The organism is Thermosinus carboxydivorans Nor1, from assembly GCF_000169155.1.
Classification (GTDB): domain Bacteria; phylum Bacillota; class Negativicutes; order Sporomusales; family Thermosinaceae; genus Thermosinus; species Thermosinus carboxydivorans.
The window spans coordinates 73,072-90,309 of the sequence record NZ_AAWL01000006.1 but is presented as its reverse complement, the minus strand read 5'-3'; the positions used below and the strand labels follow the sequence as shown (position 1 = coordinate 90,309).

General features: G+C 42.9%; 13 protein-coding genes and 1 pseudogene. 9 read left to right on the top strand and 5 right to left on the bottom strand.

What is annotated here, in order from left to right:
• The first annotated feature begins 143 nt into the window (after positions 1-143).
• Both sigK and TCARDRAFT_RS06190 read left to right on the top strand, forming a co-directional pair.
• On the top strand, positions 144-848 hold the full coding sequence (gene sigK, locus TCARDRAFT_RS06195) for an RNA polymerase sporulation sigma factor SigK (protein ID WP_007289151.1): 705 nt from the start codon (positions 144-146) through the stop codon (positions 846-848).
• A gap of 385 nt (positions 849-1,233) precedes the next feature.
• Positions 1,234-1,986, top strand: a complete 753-nt coding sequence (locus TCARDRAFT_RS06190) for a DUF6904 family protein (RefSeq protein ID WP_007289150.1) — start codon at positions 1,234-1,236, stop codon at positions 1,984-1,986.
• 2 nt (positions 1,987-1,988) lie between these two features.
• Here TCARDRAFT_RS06190 and dinB read toward each other — a convergent pair whose 3' ends face one another.
• The gene (gene dinB / locus TCARDRAFT_RS06185; RefSeq protein WP_007289149.1) at positions 1,989-3,230 is read right to left on the bottom strand and encodes a DNA polymerase IV; all 1,242 of its coding nucleotides are present in this window, start codon (positions 3,228-3,230) and stop codon (positions 1,989-1,991) included.
• A 21-nt stretch (positions 3,231-3,251) separates the two neighbouring features.
• Entirely contained in the window at positions 3,252-3,482 is a 231-nt protein-coding gene (locus TCARDRAFT_RS06180; RefSeq protein ID WP_007289148.1) for a hypothetical protein, read from the bottom strand.
• An 86-nt stretch (positions 3,483-3,568) separates the two neighbouring features.
• Here TCARDRAFT_RS06180 and TCARDRAFT_RS16385 point away from each other — a divergent pair, with 86 nt between their 5' ends.
• Complete coding sequence (locus TCARDRAFT_RS16385) at positions 3,569-3,724, top strand: ADP-ribosylglycohydrolase family protein (protein WP_198003899.1); 156 nt, start codon at positions 3,569-3,571, stop codon at positions 3,722-3,724.
• A 48-nt stretch (positions 3,725-3,772) separates the two neighbouring features.
• A pseudogene (locus TCARDRAFT_RS16380) lies at positions 3,773-3,937 on the top strand (ADP-ribosylglycohydrolase family protein); the annotation flags it as partial.
• 262 nt (positions 3,938-4,199) lie between these two features.
• Here TCARDRAFT_RS16380 and TCARDRAFT_RS06175 read toward each other — a convergent pair.
• Entirely contained in the window at positions 4,200-4,697 is a 498-nt protein-coding gene (locus TCARDRAFT_RS06175) for a hypothetical protein (RefSeq protein ID WP_007289146.1), read from the bottom strand.
• Between the two features lie 98 nt (positions 4,698-4,795).
• On the opposite strand from TCARDRAFT_RS06175, the gene TCARDRAFT_RS06170 reads away from it, so the two are divergent.
• From TCARDRAFT_RS06170 to TCARDRAFT_RS06150, 5 genes are all read left to right on the top strand, one after another.
• A complete protein-coding gene (locus TCARDRAFT_RS06170) occupies positions 4,796-5,404 on the top strand; it encodes a vWA domain-containing protein (protein ID WP_040683120.1) in 609 nt (202 codons plus the stop codon).
• Positions 5,405-6,524: 1,120 nt separating this feature from the next.
• Complete coding sequence (locus tag TCARDRAFT_RS06165; protein ID WP_007289144.1) at positions 6,525-9,689, top strand: DEAD/DEAH box helicase; 3,165 nt, start codon at positions 6,525-6,527, stop codon at positions 9,687-9,689.
• Positions 9,690-9,699: 10 nt separating this feature from the next.
• A complete protein-coding gene (locus TCARDRAFT_RS06160; RefSeq protein ID WP_007289143.1) occupies positions 9,700-10,428 on the top strand; it encodes a DUF4391 domain-containing protein in 729 nt (242 codons plus the stop codon).
• 12 nt (positions 10,429-10,440) lie between these two features.
• The gene (locus TCARDRAFT_RS06155) at positions 10,441-12,405 is read left to right on the top strand and encodes a site-specific DNA-methyltransferase (protein WP_007289142.1); all 1,965 of its coding nucleotides are present in this window, start codon (positions 10,441-10,443) and stop codon (positions 12,403-12,405) included.
• A gap of 12 nt (positions 12,406-12,417) precedes the next feature.
• On the top strand, positions 12,418-15,483 hold the full coding sequence (locus TCARDRAFT_RS06150) for a restriction endonuclease (protein WP_007289141.1): 3,066 nt from the start codon (positions 12,418-12,420) through the stop codon (positions 15,481-15,483).
• Between the two features lie 816 nt (positions 15,484-16,299).
• Here the strand turns inward: TCARDRAFT_RS06150 and TCARDRAFT_RS06140 are convergent.
• Positions 16,300-16,680 (bottom strand): hypothetical protein, encoded by a 381-nt coding sequence (locus TCARDRAFT_RS06140; RefSeq protein ID WP_007289140.1) that lies wholly within the window; start codon positions 16,678-16,680, stop codon positions 16,300-16,302.
• Between the two features lie 21 nt (positions 16,681-16,701).
• A complete protein-coding gene (locus TCARDRAFT_RS06135; RefSeq protein WP_007289139.1) occupies positions 16,702-16,983 on the bottom strand; it encodes a YtxH domain-containing protein in 282 nt (93 codons plus the stop codon).
• Between the last annotated feature and the right edge of the window lie 255 nt (positions 16,984-17,238).

The window sequence follows — 17,238 nt, the reverse complement described above, 5'->3', positions numbered from 1 at the left end:
GATTATAAAGCATTAATCCATAGTGGCGCAAGTATCTCAGCTTTTGCCAGGAAAAACCATTGAAAACAAGTGCTGCTGACAGGCACAGAACCGGCCGATCACCCATACAATGAACCGACGAATTGTCAGCGGGGGTGAATGGCTTGGTATCTTTTTTTGCTGTTTTGGCAGCTTCGGTTTTAAAGGGAATCGCGCTCCTTGTCTCCTATATTACTAACAATACATTTCCGTTGCCGCTCTCAGAAAAAGAAGAGCAGATTTACCTGGAAAGACTGAAGGCAGGAGACGAAAAAGCCAAGAATGTTTTGATTGAACGAAATCTTAGACTGGTGGCACACATCGTCAAAAAATTTGACAATACCGGCGAAGATGTCGATGACCTTATTTCCATCGGTACAATTGGACTGATTAAGGCGATCAATACTTTTGACCAAGCCAAGAAAATCAGGCTGGCGACATATGCAGCCCGCTGCATCGAGAACGAAATTTTGATGCACTTAAGAAGCACACGGCGAATACGTTCGGAAGTTAGCTTATACGACCCGATCGGGGTCGACAAAGAAGGCAACGAGATAACTCTTATTGATGTTCTTGGTACCGCGCCGGATGTTGTGGCCGAGGCGGTGGAAAATCAGTGCGAGACAGAGCGCCTTAGCAAGGAAATTCACCGTCTGAGCAAACGGGAAAAGTGGGTATTGGAGATGCGTTTCGGCATGCCGGACGGCAGCCGTAAGACGCAGCGTGATATTGCCAAGCTTTTAGGTATTTCCCGTTCCTATGTTTCAAGAATAGAAAAAAGAGCAATCAGCAAATTGTCTAAGAATCTTTACGTTGAAGAAAACAAATAATTAATACATCTTCATATTTCCGTTTTCCAGGGACTAAGACGGTAAAGTCAGTATAATTGTGTAAAAAGGAATTGTCCAAAAAAGAATCAAGCCCTAATTGGTGTGTAAAAATTAGGACTTGCTCCTAATTTTTAGAGTGGTCACATTTTAACAGCATAACTCTTTTATAGTTACAATAACGGCGGCGCCACGAATTACTTCTTTGGTGGCAACCATTGGCTAGTGCACTGAATCAATCGTCAAATATAAGTTATAAAGATGGCTGGTATTAATATGCATGGATGGCCAATAATTATCGACTGATTTTTTATTTCCTGCCCCATTGGCTTTGCTACAGCTCTAAATATTATGGAAAAATATATGAAAAGAAAGGACGAACACCGGCGTGATATATGTGACCAATACCCCCAATAATGCAGGAGTGGCGATTTACGGCGATTACTTGGATTTTAAAGCGCTGTACGATGCATTGCATACCGTTGTTGGCGACGAAGAGGAGGAGCCAGCATTGTCTGGTGCCGGCCTTAGGGTGCTAGCGGTTTGTTATGACTTGCGACACGCGCTGATGGGGCATCGCGACATCGAATTTGTCGACAATGGTATGGATGCCGACAAAATGCGGCAAATGGCGGTCATTGCCAGCAGTAAAAACGTTTATCTGAAGATTAATGTGCTGTGGCCGGAAATGTTATTCGTTATGGTCGCGCTAAACGATTTTGTCAAACTTTATGCCCGCAAGCAGGCCAAGACAACTTATGACATAATGCTAAACAGACGTAACATTTGGGACGACTCGATCGCCCAGGTGCGTATGTTGCAAGCGGCGGTTGCCAAATGCCTTAAAAGCGTGGTTCCTGCCGGTGTATACAGCCGGATGATGGGCAGCCTGAATAAAGAATACATCGTGTGTTACAACTATGCTACGCAGTATGTGGATCTGCTCAATTGCCGGTTTTTGAAGATGAGTAAAGAAAAACGCCTGAAAAACCTATCGAAAATGGCAAAACTTCTGACGGAGCCGGGCAGTGAATATCTCGATTTGCGGAATGAGATTTTACAGGCGGCGCAAGAATATAACTGTCCAATCGAGGACATAAGGATTAGTGGCGTGGAATATCCCGACCATATTGATTGGTGAGCTCATCGCCCGAAAAAAGAAACCGGATGAATTACATGCTCGTCCTTCGGATTAAAGCCGGTTAGCCGCCGATCGATGAGCATCGCTCCCCGTTGGATACTGTAATGGCCAAACCGCCGCCTGATGGCATCGACGGTGCGTTCCAGCTTTTCGACCTTTGTTTTGTCCGGATTAAACAGATCAAGCTGGACGTTGCCACTTGCCGTCACCAGGCCGGCGGCCCGTACGCCCAGGCTGCGGACCGGCTTTTCCCAGCGATAGTTGGCGGTAAAGAGTTCCAAGGCTTTGTGGGCAATATCGCCGGAAACGAAAGTCGGACTGCCGAGCTTGCCTTGTCTTTCGAATGAGTAAAGCTCCGTATCCCGGACGCTAATCGCCACAATCGTGCATTTTAGGCCGTGTCTGCGCAGCCGGGCGGCGACACTTTCGGCCAAAACATAAACAATCAGCTTGACATCTTCGATGTTAACCAGGTCCCGCACGGTCGTCGTACTGTTGCCGATGGATTTAACAATGCTTTCCTCGCCGCTATGGCGTACCGGCGATGTATCGAGGCCATTGGCAAAGCCCCAAAGGGTTTCGCCCCAAATGCCCAGCAGGAGCCTTAAGTTTTCAACATTGCGCCGGGCTAGATCGCCGATGGTGAATATCGCCCGGTTGGCCAGTTTGCGCCGGGTTGACCGGCCGACATATAATAGTTCCTCCACCGGCAATGGCCACACTATCTCGCGAAAATTCTCTTTGGTAATAACGGTGGTAGCGTCCGGCTTTTGGCGATCGCTGCCCAGTTTGGCAAAAACTTTGTTCCACGAAACGCCGACCGACGCCGTTATGCCAAGCTCTTCACGCACCCGGCGGCGAATGGCGGCGGCGATCGCTTCGCCATCTCCGAACAAGCCAACCGAGCCGGTAACGTCCAGCCAGGCCTCGTCAATGCCAAAACTTTCAACCTGATCGGTGTAATCGTCATATATTGCCCTGGCCAGCCGGGAAAAGCGCAGATACTTGCCAAAGTCTGCCGGTACAATCACCAGGCCAGGGCACTTTTGCCTTGCTTCCCAAATGACATCGCCGGTCTTGATGCCATAGGCTTTGGCCGGGTAGTTTTTGGCAAGGACAATGCCATGACGGGCTTCGGCATCGCCGCATACGGCGACCGGTTTATCCCGTAGTTCAGGCCGGTAGAGACACTCGACGCTGGCATAGAAATTATTCAGATCGACGTGAAGAATAACGCGATCCACGCTACATCCCCCAAACGGCGCTTACCTTTCAATAAACCAGCGGCCTTCGTCGCAGAACAAATACACTTCCTTGCCGGCAATCCGGCAGGTATACCGCATGCCTTGTCCACCGCCTTTAAGGGAAGCGGCCGGCCGGACATCCAGGATTCGGTCGATCGGGTAGATGCGCCCGTTGGTCCAGCGCAGGGACAGGGGGCGGATTTCTCCGTTTACATTATGCTCAGCCGTAATTTGGACAAAAACCTTACCCATAGCGACCTCCAATTAAGAACATTTGTTCGATAAAATTATAAATCAAGCTTTGCCAAAAGGCAAGCAAGATATCTTTTGATACGTCAATGGCAGATCCACATATTGCCGGAAACGGGTCGATCATGCGGCTGGCCCCGGTAGCGTTATACTACGCCAATAATTCGCCGTTGGCAATGAAGTATTGTGCTGATAGCTCTCGTACGACCCATGCGGCCGCGGAGTGCATTGATGCCTGCAAATAAAATAAAAAAACCACCCCAAATAAAGGGAAGTGGTTATGTGGTCTATGGGCGTTTTATCACTCGAATACTTTTGAAGAGGGAGCATTGCTGGCGGTAAACTTAGGGGATGACGCCGACACTACCGGTGCGGTATACGGTCAACTGGCCGGAGCTTATTACGGGGTGGGCAAATACCGGCGAAATGGCGAAATATCATCTGGGAACGCGAGCTAATCGAAAACTTTGCCACTGAAATTTATCATCAAATGAAAACTATGCGTAACGTTATGAATTATGAATTAAAATTAACATCGGATTATTAGTGACGTCTGAAGGTATTCCTATTGCCCACCAGGTTTTTGAAGGGAGCGTGGCCAATAAAACCACTTGAGCAGTGGGCTGGAGGTGCTATACCGGCACCATGTGGAGAGCGAAATCCAAAGGGCCAAACCAATCATAGATAATAAAGCTTTACAGCATTACCCTGCCTTATTTTTTAACACCCAGTCAACGGTTTTAACCCCATAAAATCCAGTGCCAAATTGACGTCATGGATGTCATATATTTTTTTCTCCAGGCAAAATTGGATTACCAAATCAAACGCGTCACTGTCCGACAAAGTATAACCGGCGGAATTTAACAGCGTTATCGTGTCGTTTTTATCAAGTTCGAGGGCCAAGGCGATGGCGATAATCGTGCTTTTGCCGGGACGATAATCGGGTTTTGAGCGGATTTTATGAAAGTGCCTGCGGTCGATATTTGCCTTGCGATATATTTCCGCGTCGCTCATGTTTTTGCTGTCAATAAAATGGAATAAGACCTGCTTAAATGTTCGCTTTTGCTTGGTTTCTATAAAATCTTTAACTTCTTCGTAAGCGATACTATAAGCAAGACCGTAGTCGCGTGTATTGTCCTGGAGAGCGTATGTAGTGTATATATTTTTATGTTGATTAACATATTCTGCGAGTGCCTGGCGTATTTCTTTACTTAGCATTATGGCCGTACCTCCGCATTGTCGCCTCGCAGGCGACCACTTCTTACTTGTTTTTAGCTATTATTATAGCAAACAAAACAAGTTAAGGGGTGATACGTTTGAACGCCAACTTAACCGAAATAATTTTTCTGCTCGACCGGAGCGGTTCGATGGGGGGACTTGAAAGGTCTACCATAAGGGGTTTCAATGAATTTATCGCAAAACAGGCCCAATTGGAAGGGCGGACACTACTTACGGTGATTTTGTTTGATCACGAATATGAAATTTTGTGGAACGGCATCGATGTCAAAGGTGTTAAACTAACCGAAAACGAATATTATGTCCGCGGGTGTACGGCTCTTCTCGACGCGATTGGCAAGACTATTGTGGATGTTAATTACAGGCTGTCAAAAACCAATGAAAGTGAACGGCCCGGTAAGGTAATATTTGTTATTACGACAGATGGTTTGGAAAATGCCAGCCGTGAATTCACCTACCGAAAAGTTAAAGAACTGATACGCCGCCAGCAAGAACAATATGGATGGGAGTTTATCTTCCTCGGCGCCAATATCGACGTCGAACAAGAAGCCGACAAAATTGGCATTCATATTGACAATGCCTTTAATTTTGAGGCTTCTACTGCTGGTATCGAGGCTATGTACCTAAAGGTAAACGAAGCGGTATGCGAGAAAAGAAATCAATACCTAAGTCCCCGAAAAACTAAGTAGTCTAACGAACGCCTCCCCTTGAGATTGCTCAAGGGGAGGCGTTTTTTGAAAAAACATGAATGCTAGATGTTCTTAAGCAGCAGTTAAATCTACGACTTTTCTCCAATTATAAAACGCTGAATATACTCCTTCATAGTATCTTCAAAAGGCCCAACGTCCTCTACACTTCAACTGACGGAGGCGGTATTGGGCAGCCGCCGCCGTAACGGATGGCGGCCTTAATCGAAAGTATTCCGTTATCTTTTGCATTGCTTAAAAAAGTTGATGCAAAATTTTCGAATCAATGTTAATCTGGTATTGAGCCATTTCAAAATCACCTCTCGTTGAATGTTGTTGCCGCTTCATTCTAACTGAGGATTTTGAATTGGCTCTTCTTTTGTTAATTCCTTTTTACACAATTATACGGACTCTACTATGGCGGGTTGTCCTATTATTTGAAATTATAAAATTTGTGAACTGTTTTTTGTTTTTCTCGTGTTTCAAAATTCATGACTGTATTTTCGGTTATAACTTCCGATAATTTATAGTTATCGGAAGTTATTTTAATGTGTGCTCGGCATGGGCGTTGTCTCTAGGGTGAAAGTCCCGAACGGCGAAGGTAACAGTAGCTGTAGCCTAAGACAATGGTGCCCATTGCGAGATGGGATCCTAAGGAAGTCGGCGGCAAATCTTCGTTCTGAGGGAAACGAACCGCAAATGAGGCTAGGGGCAGTTGGTTGAGCTTGCGTTACAAAGCAAAGTCCTTGCTACCGAAGGTTGCCCAGAGTAACTGCGGCAGGTAGATGGAGAGAAAGACACTGCTCTTACCCGGGGAGGTGTGCCAGAAAAGCTAATTAAATTAGCAACCAATGTTGTGAAGTATGGCTGAACAAAGAAAAATCCCACAGGATAAATTCCAGTTCCATTAAATTGCCTAAATAATGTCAAGCCAAGCGGCCCAGTAAAATCAGGTTACGGTCACATAATTTGAGCAATAGCCGGACAAATATTTCAAAATGCAACAAAATAGATTAGAGAGAGGTTAAACTGCAAGAGGGTTGTATGTGCGTAATGCCGAAAAATTCACTGACACGCATTCATGAGACATAAAATAGGCGAAGATATGGTGGGGGCTTACGGAATGAATGAAGTTATAAGTTCTAATGAACAATTGATAGCAAAAATAAATGAAGTGCTAAAAGAAAGAAAGGGCAGGAAAATAAATATCATTAATGACAAACTTACATTATCGGTATTTAGCGAACTTTCCAAAAATCTTAAAAATGTTGAGAAAATCAATTTTATTATACGCAATACTGCTTATGTGCCTGCTGGGCGCGAACTGCCTCGTGAGTTTGAGATTAGGCAAAACGATACAGACTTGTTTTTTAATTCGTATGACATCATCCAGAAAAACAAGCTCCAGCATTTTGCCAAAGCGAAATCCATGTATGATTTTATCCAAAAACATGTAAATGTGCGTAAGGCAAAAGACCCAGGGAAAATAACAGGGAACATTATCATGATTGATGATGAGATTGCTATACATGGCACATCATCCCTTGAAGTATCGAGGAAAACAAAGCGTGGAGAGCTGGCGCCCATCCATTTTAATTCTGCTGTCACCGAAAAATCGCAGCTTGAGCATTTTCAGAGGTTATTTAATATCATCTGGAACAGCGATGATTATACCGAGGATTACAAAACACAGTTGCTTGAAAGCCTTAATTATGTTTACAAAGACTATTCTCCCGAATTCCTGTACTATTTTACACTGAAAGAGCTTTTCGGCAGTCAGCTTGATAGTGGTGTGGAGCGCTTTGAAAAGGATAAAACAGGTTTTAAAAAGTCTGTCATCTGGAACAGTCTCTATGATTTTCAGAAAGATGCTGTTGTTTCCGCCATTCAAAAGATAAATAAATACAATGGGTGCATCATTGCCGACAGTGTTGGTCTGGGAAAAACCTTTGAGGCTTTGGCCGTAATTAAATACTTCGAGCTTCGGGAAGATAATGTGCTGGTTTTATGCCCTGCCAAGCTCTATGATAACTGGGATTCCTTCAAAAACCCATACATAGACAACGCCTTTATAAAGGATAACTTTAACTATAAAATCCTTTGCCATACAGATTTGACAAGGACAAAGGGTTATTCCAGAAGCGGTATAGATTTATCCCGTGTGAACTGGAGCAATTTCGACCTGGTGGTCATCGACGAATCCCATAACTTCCGCAACCGAAACGAAGACATTGAACATATGAGCCGCTATATGAAACTCATGAATGATATTATTAAAAAGGGACATGGGACAAAGGTACTGATGCTGTCGGCAACTCCCGTCAACAACTCGCTCATAGACCTGAAAAACCAAATAAGCATTATCACTGCCGATAGAGACCATGCCTTTGAAGAAGCGGGAATACCAAGTATATCCAACCTACTCCGCAAAACGCAGAAGGAAATCAATGACTGGCTTAAAACTGAAGAACGGTCAAAAAACGATCTCCTGGACAGGCTTCCCGCGGACTTCTATAAACTGCTGGAGATGGTTACTATTTCTCGGAGCAGAAAACATATTACTGGATACTACGGAAATGACAATATTGGCAAATTTCCAGAAAAACTACCGCCAGAGACATATTATCCAGAAATAGATACAAAAGGAGAACTGCTTAATTTTGCGGAAACGAATGAAATATTGGAGTCATTGAAACTGGCGGTTTATTCTCCTATGTCCTACATAAAGTCCGAATACAAGGAATATTACCGTAAAAAATACCAGACCGTCTATGGGGAGAGGGTGTTGTTCTACCACGAAAATCGCGAGCTTATCAATGCCCGCTTGCATAGATTTAACTTGTTCAAACGCCTCGAAAGCTCTGTTTTTGCTTTTGGTGAAACCATCAGGAGGCTTATCGCCAGAATTGACAGCTATATTGAGGTCATATCACGCTGTAATTCGGGAGAAGTGGAGCTTGCGGGAGAAGAATATGTTGAAGAAGATGTTACCCTTGACTATAAATATGAGATTAAGGTGGAACATTTGATTGCAGCGGATTTCCTGGAGGATTTATACTACGACAAGGAAATGTTGGAAGGTTTGTACAGGAATGTTTTACAGGTATTGAATGAAAAAAGGGACGCAAAGCTGAAAAAGCTTGAAGAAATTATTGTTAACAAGATCATCAAGACCCCTTATAACCCAGGAAACAGAAAAATGCTTATCTTTTCTGCTTTTGCTGATACTGCTAATTATCTGTATGACAGCATTGCTGATGAGCTTTCAAAACATGGAATTAATGTAGCATGCATTACTGGTTCTGGAGATCCGCGGACAACGATGAAAAATATCCGCTGTGAGTTTAACACCATTCTGCGACACTTTTCGCCAAAGTCTAAGCTGGGTCAGGACCTGCCGAAGCATGAGCAGATCGATGTGCTTATTGCCACTGACTGTATTTCCGAGGGACAAAACCTGCAGGACTGCGATGCCGTCATTAACTATGACATCCAGTGGAATCCCGTTGTGCTTATCCAGCGTTTCGGCAGGATAGACCGCATTGGCAGCCAAAACAAAAAGATTGCTATGATCAACTTCTTTCCCAATCTGGCTCTCAATGATTATTTACAGCTTGAACAGAGGGTAAAAGGGAAAATGATGGCGGTAAACTTAACGGCCTCAGGGGATGAGGATTTTCTCTCCCCTGAAATGAATGATTTTCTCTTCAGAAAAAAACAGCTGGAACGGTTGCAGAAAGAGGTTATCGAAATTGATGAACTGAATGATAACATCTCCCTGACCGACCTGAATATGAATGATTACATTTATGAGCTTTCGAGATATATCAAGAATAACACAGAGATTATGCGGGTACCCAGGGGTGTGTACTCTGTAACTGAAGGGGAAAAGAAGGGCTGCATCTTTTGCTTTAGGCATCAAAACGAGGTGGCAAAACCAGCAAACGAAAGCTCGCTTTACCCGTACTATGTAATGTATATCAGCAATGATGGTGAGATTTACTACGGCAGTGCCAATGCCCGTGAGGCCTTAAGGGAGTTCAGGAAGATTGCTTATGGCAAAGCAAAGCCTGATCCCGAGTTGTTCAAAAAATTTAACAGCCGTACCAAAAATGCCGAGGATATGTCCTTTTATTCAAGGTTGCTCAATAAGGCGATTGAAGCAATCCAGGGGGATGAGGATAAAAAAGCGGAAATGACCATCTTTGACTTCGGAGGATATAACAACGAATTTGCCAACTCAAGCTCCGATGATTTTGAGCTTATATCTTTCCTGGTGGTGGAATAGGGGTGAAGCTATGCTGGCGATACCCAGTGTATATGAGATAAATAAGACATTTACCATAAAGACATTTATGACTGCTGACCTGACCCAAAAGGAGAAAAAAAGGTTCAGGGAAGCAGTAATTGAAATAAAGCTGTTATATCAGATTGCAGGGGAGGACATCCCCTCGCTGATCAATGACGAATACGACTGCCAGGCGATTCTGTTTTTCAGTGTCCGTTTGACCGAGTTGAAAAATGCCAACTTTGTAGGAAACATCATGCAGCGGTTGGTCAAACCGTTATGCGTAATCAGATTTTATGACCATACCAATTGTCAAGTTTTTTGTTTTTGTCACAAAAGGTTGAACTTAAACGACAGGACGCAGGTGGTTATCGAGGATATGGTTTACTCCTCCCCTACTTCCATGCAGTTTGCAGACGAAACAAATACTATGATGCGGCAGTACATTGAGTTTGACAGAATCCAAAACAGGGGCAACAAGCTGGACTTTTACCTTGAAATGATGATTAAGGCGTATATCATATCCAACCTTTCCTTATGGTCTGGGACGAGGGCATTGCTTGTCTCAAAGGTATGGTATAACAGGGACGATATGTTAAAGCTCTATGACAGGCTTAAACGGGTAGAACAGCTAAAAAAAGAGCAGAAATTCGCAAAGACTGTGGCGGAAAGCGCAAGGATTAATTCAGAGTTAAAAAGGCTGTACGCCGAGTTTGCCAAAATTATCGAGAAGGCATAGGGGGTTAGGAAAGTGGAGTTTCCCAAAGTGCAGAAAGAGATATTTAATCCGATCAGTGAAAATGTAAAAAAACTGGCGCAAGTTTTCCCGTCAGTAGTGAAAGACGGGCAGGTTGATTTTGAGGCTTTGAAAGCTGAATTGGGCCAGTTTGAAACCGCCAGCGAAAAACTGTCCGAACGCTATGAGCTTGGCTGGGCGGGAAAAGAGGATGCAAAGCGGCTGGCAAACACGGATATTGTAGGACGGACGCTGAAATACATTCCAGAGGATAGTAAAAACCCCGACACTACTGAGAATTTGTACATTGAAGGGGATAATCTGGAGGTTTTGAAGCTGCTCCGAAACAGCTATTATAACAAGATTAAAATGATTTACATAGATCCGCCTTATAATACGGGTAATGATTTTATTTACAGGGACGATTTCAAGGTCAGCGAAGAAGAAAATGCTTTGTTAGAGGGAGAAAAGGATGAATATGGAGAGCGGCTTATTGTTAATCAGAAAAGCAATGGCAGATTTCACTCTAACTGGCTGTCGATGATATATCCGAGACTGAAGGTGGCAAAGGATTTGTTGACGGAAGATGGGGTTATATTTATTAGTATTGATGATAATGAAGTACACAATTTAAAGAAGATTTGTGATGAGATCTTTGGGGAAGAAAATTTTATTGCTTGTTTTACATGGGTTAAAAAGAAAAAGGGTAGTCATTTATCGAAAACAATTAGAAATATGGTTGAATATATTTTGCTATTTGGAAAAAATGCTTTAAAAATTGAGTTGTTTGGAGAAGAAGCATATAGTAATAAATGGCAACCATTAGTAAAAAGAACTAATGCTCCGAAGACTTTAGTATTTCCTGCAAAAAAAGTTGAAACTACGCTTAATGATGGGATTTATCAAGCGGGTGTTTATGGAGAAGGTACATCTTCATTGCTTTTTGAGACAGATATTATTATAAAAAATAATTTGGTTATAAATGAAATAACTGTAACTGGCCCATTTGTCTGGACACAATCGAAGCTAAACGAAGAATTAGAATTGGGTACTAGAGTTTCCTTATCGTCAAAATTTGGGTTTAATGTATTTAGAGCGGATCAGGATGAGAAAATTAAGAGACCTGTAGATATATTAGACAATAAAATGAGTGTTGGAACAAATGAAGATGCTTACCAAGAATTGTTATCAATATTTAATGTAGAAAATATATTGGATTATCCAAAACCTGTTTCTTTATTAAAGTACCTTATTAATACAATTGGCTATTTTAATAAAGAATTTACAGTTTTGGACTTCTTTTCTGGCTCTGCCACTACTGCCCACGCAGTTATGCAGCTTAATGCCGAAGACGGAGGCAACCGTAAGTTTATCATGGTGCAGCTTCCCGAACCATGTGACGAAAAAAGTGAAGCATATAAGGCAGGATTTAAAAATATATGTGAAATCGGCAAAGAACGTATCCGCAGGGCTGGGGAAAAGATAAAAGAAGAAAATAAGGATAAAGAAGGCATTGAAAATCTGGACATAGGCTTTAAGGTCTTCAGGGTAGCGGATACTAACATCCGCTGGTTTAGCGAGGCAATCAAGTCTGAAAACATGACCTTGGAAGAAAGCATGATGTCAGATAAAGACAGGCTTGACTTCAACCCAGGCTTTACCGACATCGATGTGGTTTATGAGATATTGTTAAGGCACAGGGATATTCCGCTGTCTGCAAAAGTGGAAAAGCTGTCTGAGATCGGCGAACGTACCTATATTTTTGCCGATACGGTGGTAGTCTGCCTTGAGGAGAATGTAACCGAAAGTATTATTGATAAAATTGCGACCATAGAACCGATGCCCATGAAGATAATCTTCCGCGACAGCGCTTTCGGCGATGACATAACCCTTAAAACCAACACCATGCTCAGGCTTGAAGCCCAGATGAAAAAGAACAGCGGCGAAAAGAAAAAGGCCTACAGGGTTGAGTTCATTTAAGGGGGTGGAACCGTGGCCAGCCGTATTAACTTTCAATTTGATGACAAACTGAAATACCAGCTTGATGCCATTTATTCAGTGGTTGACCTTTTTAAAGGTGTCAGCCGCCAGGACGAAGGAACGATATACCGCAATGTTAACAGAATAAAGAAGATTGGCGAAGGTGACCCCGTCCGCAATCCTCAAATTGTGAAACCATCAAGGCTTTTAAAGAATCTCCAAGAAGTTCAGCGTAGAAACATGCTGTTTATGGATAATGAGCTGAAGGGTAACAACTTTACAATTGAAATGGAAACGGGTACAGGCAAAACCTATGTTTACTTGAGGACTATCTTGGAGCTTTACAAGACTTATGGTTTTACTAAGTTTATGATTGTTGTACCCAGCATCGCTATCAGAAAAGGCGTTGAGAAGAGTATTGAAATGTTAAGGGAACATTTCAAGGCCCTCTACGACGGGCTTGACATAAAGAACCACGCTTTTGTCTATGATTCAAATAATTTGGGCAGAGTCAGCAGCTTTGTGGAAAGCAGGGATTTAAGCATAGTGGTGATGAACATCCAGGCTTTTAACAAGGACACCAATAAAATCCGCCAGGCAGACGAATACGGCCAAATTCTCTGGGAGGATATCAAGTACATAAGCCCTATTGTTATTATCGATGAGCCGCAAAAGATTGAAGGTACTGCAAAGAAAAAGAGCGCTTCTCTTACGGCCATTGAAATGCTTAACCCTTTATTTATACTGAGATACTCTGCCACCCATAAACGGCTTTTCAACCAGGTATATAAACTGGATTCCTATGACGCTTACCAGAATGACCTGGTTAAAAAGATTGAGGTTAAGACGGTGCATGGCACCATACCCAAAGATTACCCCTATATCCGCTATGTGGAGTTTACCAAGGATTTGTATGCCAAAATCGAGATATTTTGTGTTGAACAGGGCGGGGTTATCCGTACGAAACAATTCAAAGTCCGCGGCGGAGATTCCCTGTATGAGTGCTCGGGCAACCTTGCCCAATATCGAAACATGATTGTCATGGAAGATCCCCATAAGCTGAAAAAGCTTAAGATTGGCAAGTGGGATGATGTGTTGGAGCTTGCTGTCGGGGAAAGCAATGTAAATATGAGTGAGGAAGAAATAATAAGGATCCAGATCAGGCTTGCCATTAAGAGCCACCTGGATAAGCAGTACAAAATCCTGAGAAAAGGACATAAAATAAAGGTACTCACCCTTTTCTTCATTGATGCTGTAAATAAATACAGGGACAGCAGCGCCCCCGATGGCCGAGGGGAATATCTGAGAATTTTTGATGAAGAATATGCCAAGATAATTACTGATGACAGGTGGAATAAGGTATTTAAGGAGTATCCAGAGCTATTTAAGGAATACAAGGATGTTTACAGAGTCAGGGAAGGCTATTTCGCCGTTGATAAAAATAAGAATGCGGTTGAGATCGAAAACTGGGAAAACATTATGGATGAAGAAAAGTTGAAAGCCAAATCCCAGGAGGATATTGACAGGGGGATTGAGCTGATCCTGGAGAAAAAGGACGAACTGATTTCCTTTGAAGAGCCTTTGGCTTTTATTTTCTCCCACTCCGCCCTGCGGGAAGGTTGGGACAATCCCAATGTGTTCACTCTCTGTACTCTGAAGAAGAGCGGTTCCGATATTGCCAAAAAGCAGGAGATCGGTAGAGGTTTAAGGCTTCCTGTTGATATATATGGTAACCGCTGCACAGATAGTGAAGTAAATGAACTGACCGTCATTGCCAATGATTATTACGACCATTTCGCAGCGGCGCTCCAGCAGGATTTTAACGAACAGGCTGGATTTAACAAGGATGAGGTTACCTATGATGTAATCTATACTACGCTTAAAAACGCTGGTATTCCTGAAAACAAGATTATGGAGCTAGCAGAACTCTTTAAGCAGGAACTTTTAGAGCAGGGGATTATCAATAATGATGGTGTCCTTACCAGAGATGCCAGGAAAATTGAAACCATTACTTTCACTAATGAAACCCTCCAGGAACACAGTATCATGTTGAAGGAAAAGTTTGTTGAAGCGATGCTTGCCAAGGGTACCAGAAAGATTCCGATCAAGAACGGAGATGAAGAACCTGTAGAAAATGGCAAGCACAGCTATATTTCCGAGGAGTATTTCGATAAACTGCTGAAAGAGTTAAGCAAGCGGATGTCGCAGCGAACCATGTACCAGGTGAAGATCGATAATAAGGCGTTTATAGAAGAATGTGTATCGGAGTTAGATGAAGCTCTTCGGTATAAACGCATAAGGTATGAATACCATATTGAGACAGGAAAAGCAGAATTTGACGAGTTAAAAAAATTCCGCCTGGCGGATCCATCTGTACAACAACTTTTTGACGAGCTTGAGGGGATGGAAACAGGGAAAAGCGAATTTGAGATTATCAATTATATTATGTACCATACCATGCTTCCCCGTCTTGCCATATACAGGATTATTTCAAGACTTGAGAAGAAGGACATGCTGAAAAACCAGGATATCCTTGACTTCGTAACGCAGAGGCTCCAGGAAAAGCTGACCGATTTCATGGCTCAAGGGGTTATCAGATACGAGGCAATTGACGGATATATATTTGATGAATCCACTATCTTTGAAACCGAGCAGATCGATAGAAGTATGCTCGATGATGCGGCAAGCCTTGTCTTTAAAACCAATCCAGAAAGTCGGAGGGCAGTTCATAAGTATTATAAATTTGACAGCAAAGGTGAACTGGAGTTTGCCAAGAGGCTTGATGCGGATGAAAATGTGCTCCTTTATACTAAACTCAAAAAAGGCGGTTTTGTAATCGATACTCCTTACGGAGAGTATTCGCCTGACTGGGCGGTAATTTATAAAGGGGACAATAACACGGCGAGGCTTTTCTTTATTGTTGAAACCAAGATAGATAAGGATAAAAATGATTTAAATAAAGTTGAAACGACAAAAATACGGTGCGGGGAGCTTCATTTTAAAGCTGTTGCAAACGATGTACAATTTAAACAGGCAAAAAACTATGATGACTTTTTACAGAAGATCGGTGTCAAATAATGAAGTTTGCTATGTACTGTGAATACCTGGTTGAAGCTTTTTGCTTTGACCAGGTAGTTTTCAATAAATGGGCTATGGGGTCTGCTCATTAAAGATTTGTGAGGTGTCAAAATCATGAAACATCTTTCAGCCAGGCTTGCCTGGCATGATAATGGGTGGAACGGTCATTTGTGTAAAGAACCGAGGGAAAATATATATTGTTCAGGCAGGTATTCCTTTCCTGGGGACATGGTCGGAGAAAATAAAGATACGGACTTGGAGGAAGAAAACGAAGGGAAAAGTTGCAATGATATTGATTTTATTCCCCTATTTTGTTATAGTATCAACGCTTTCGGGAAATAAAAGATTAGGTGCTATGCAACTCCGCCCGATTTTTTAGGGATGATACTAAAGTTAAAAATTGGGAGCTTCCACCTGCATCTGTTTGTACATGGTGTTATGAAGAAATGTATAAGGATGAGGTAAAATGTTTCCGCTCACATTTTTTGACCTGGACTTGCTCAAAATCAATGGCCAAATAGGATAATGGAAATCAATTGTGGAAAATTCGGTTAATTATGAAAACAGAGGAATGGAAAAGCCTTCGGTCAGGACTCTTTGAGGTGGCTGCTCAAACTCTTTACCGAAGGCTTTCCAAAAAAAAGCAATTTGATTATTACTATTGAAATCATTGGCTTTTCGAGCCCTGAACCCCCTAAAAATGGCGTTTTACTGTCAAAGTCGGGATTTGCGACTATATCAGGGGATGATGGTGAAGCCAGGTAAAAGCGGCTGGTGGTTTAAACCACCAGCCGCTTTTAGTCATTTACTGGGTAATTATTTATCGCCCTTTTTAGACAATAGAGCCATAACTTGTTTTATTATTTCTGCGGCCCAGCGGGCATATAACAGCACCGTTTCGGCCAGCCGCTCGAAATTGTCCGCGGTTTCGGTCAGGTTGCTCTCAAGGTAACGGGCCAGAGAGCTGACCGGCTCGGCGGTTGTTTTTACGGCAACAATAGCTTCATTGGTATTATTTAAGATTTCCGGCAAGAGTTCGATGGATTTTTCCAGGGCGCTGCGCCGGCTGTCGATAATGGCAGCAATAGTTCGGGTAACGGCCAGTATGGCTCGGAGAGTGACGATGAGATAATAACCGGCTACCAACGCCAGACAAAACAAAATAATCAGTCCGAGGTCATATAGTGAAATATACATCAGCTGACCTTCTTCCCGGACTTATTTATTTTCCGAAGACGGTTCCACCGCTTCCGGGGCTTGTCCCTTGAGCTTGGCCTTGACTTCGTCAATTTTTTCCTTAGCTTTTTCTACCGCTTCTTTGGTGACTTTGGCCAGGTCTTCCCGCGTCTCCTTACCGGCTTTCGGCGCTAAAAGGACGCCGGCCGCTACCCCGACTACTGCACCAATCGCCGCGCCGGCAGCTACTTTTTTCAGGGTTTCCTTTTTCTCTGATTTTTTCCGCTGGTTTTTGATTTTTTCCAGTAAATCAGAAATCGCCATGGCCGTGCACCTCCAAATTTTCGGTCTTTTGTCATATTATGTAGTTATAAGAAAATTATAGAGTATAAAAGAGCAAATAGCAAGAAAAAATAAGGAGATACGATTGATACATTGATGCAAAGGGCGGATGCGCTGATGTATGAGGCCAAAGCCGCTGGCAGAAATTGTGTGCGAAATGCTGACTTTGATAAGGCTATTTGTGGTCGTTGCTCTGGTATAGGCGGCTCTTCTAGTATAGCGGGATTTTCTTGGGGT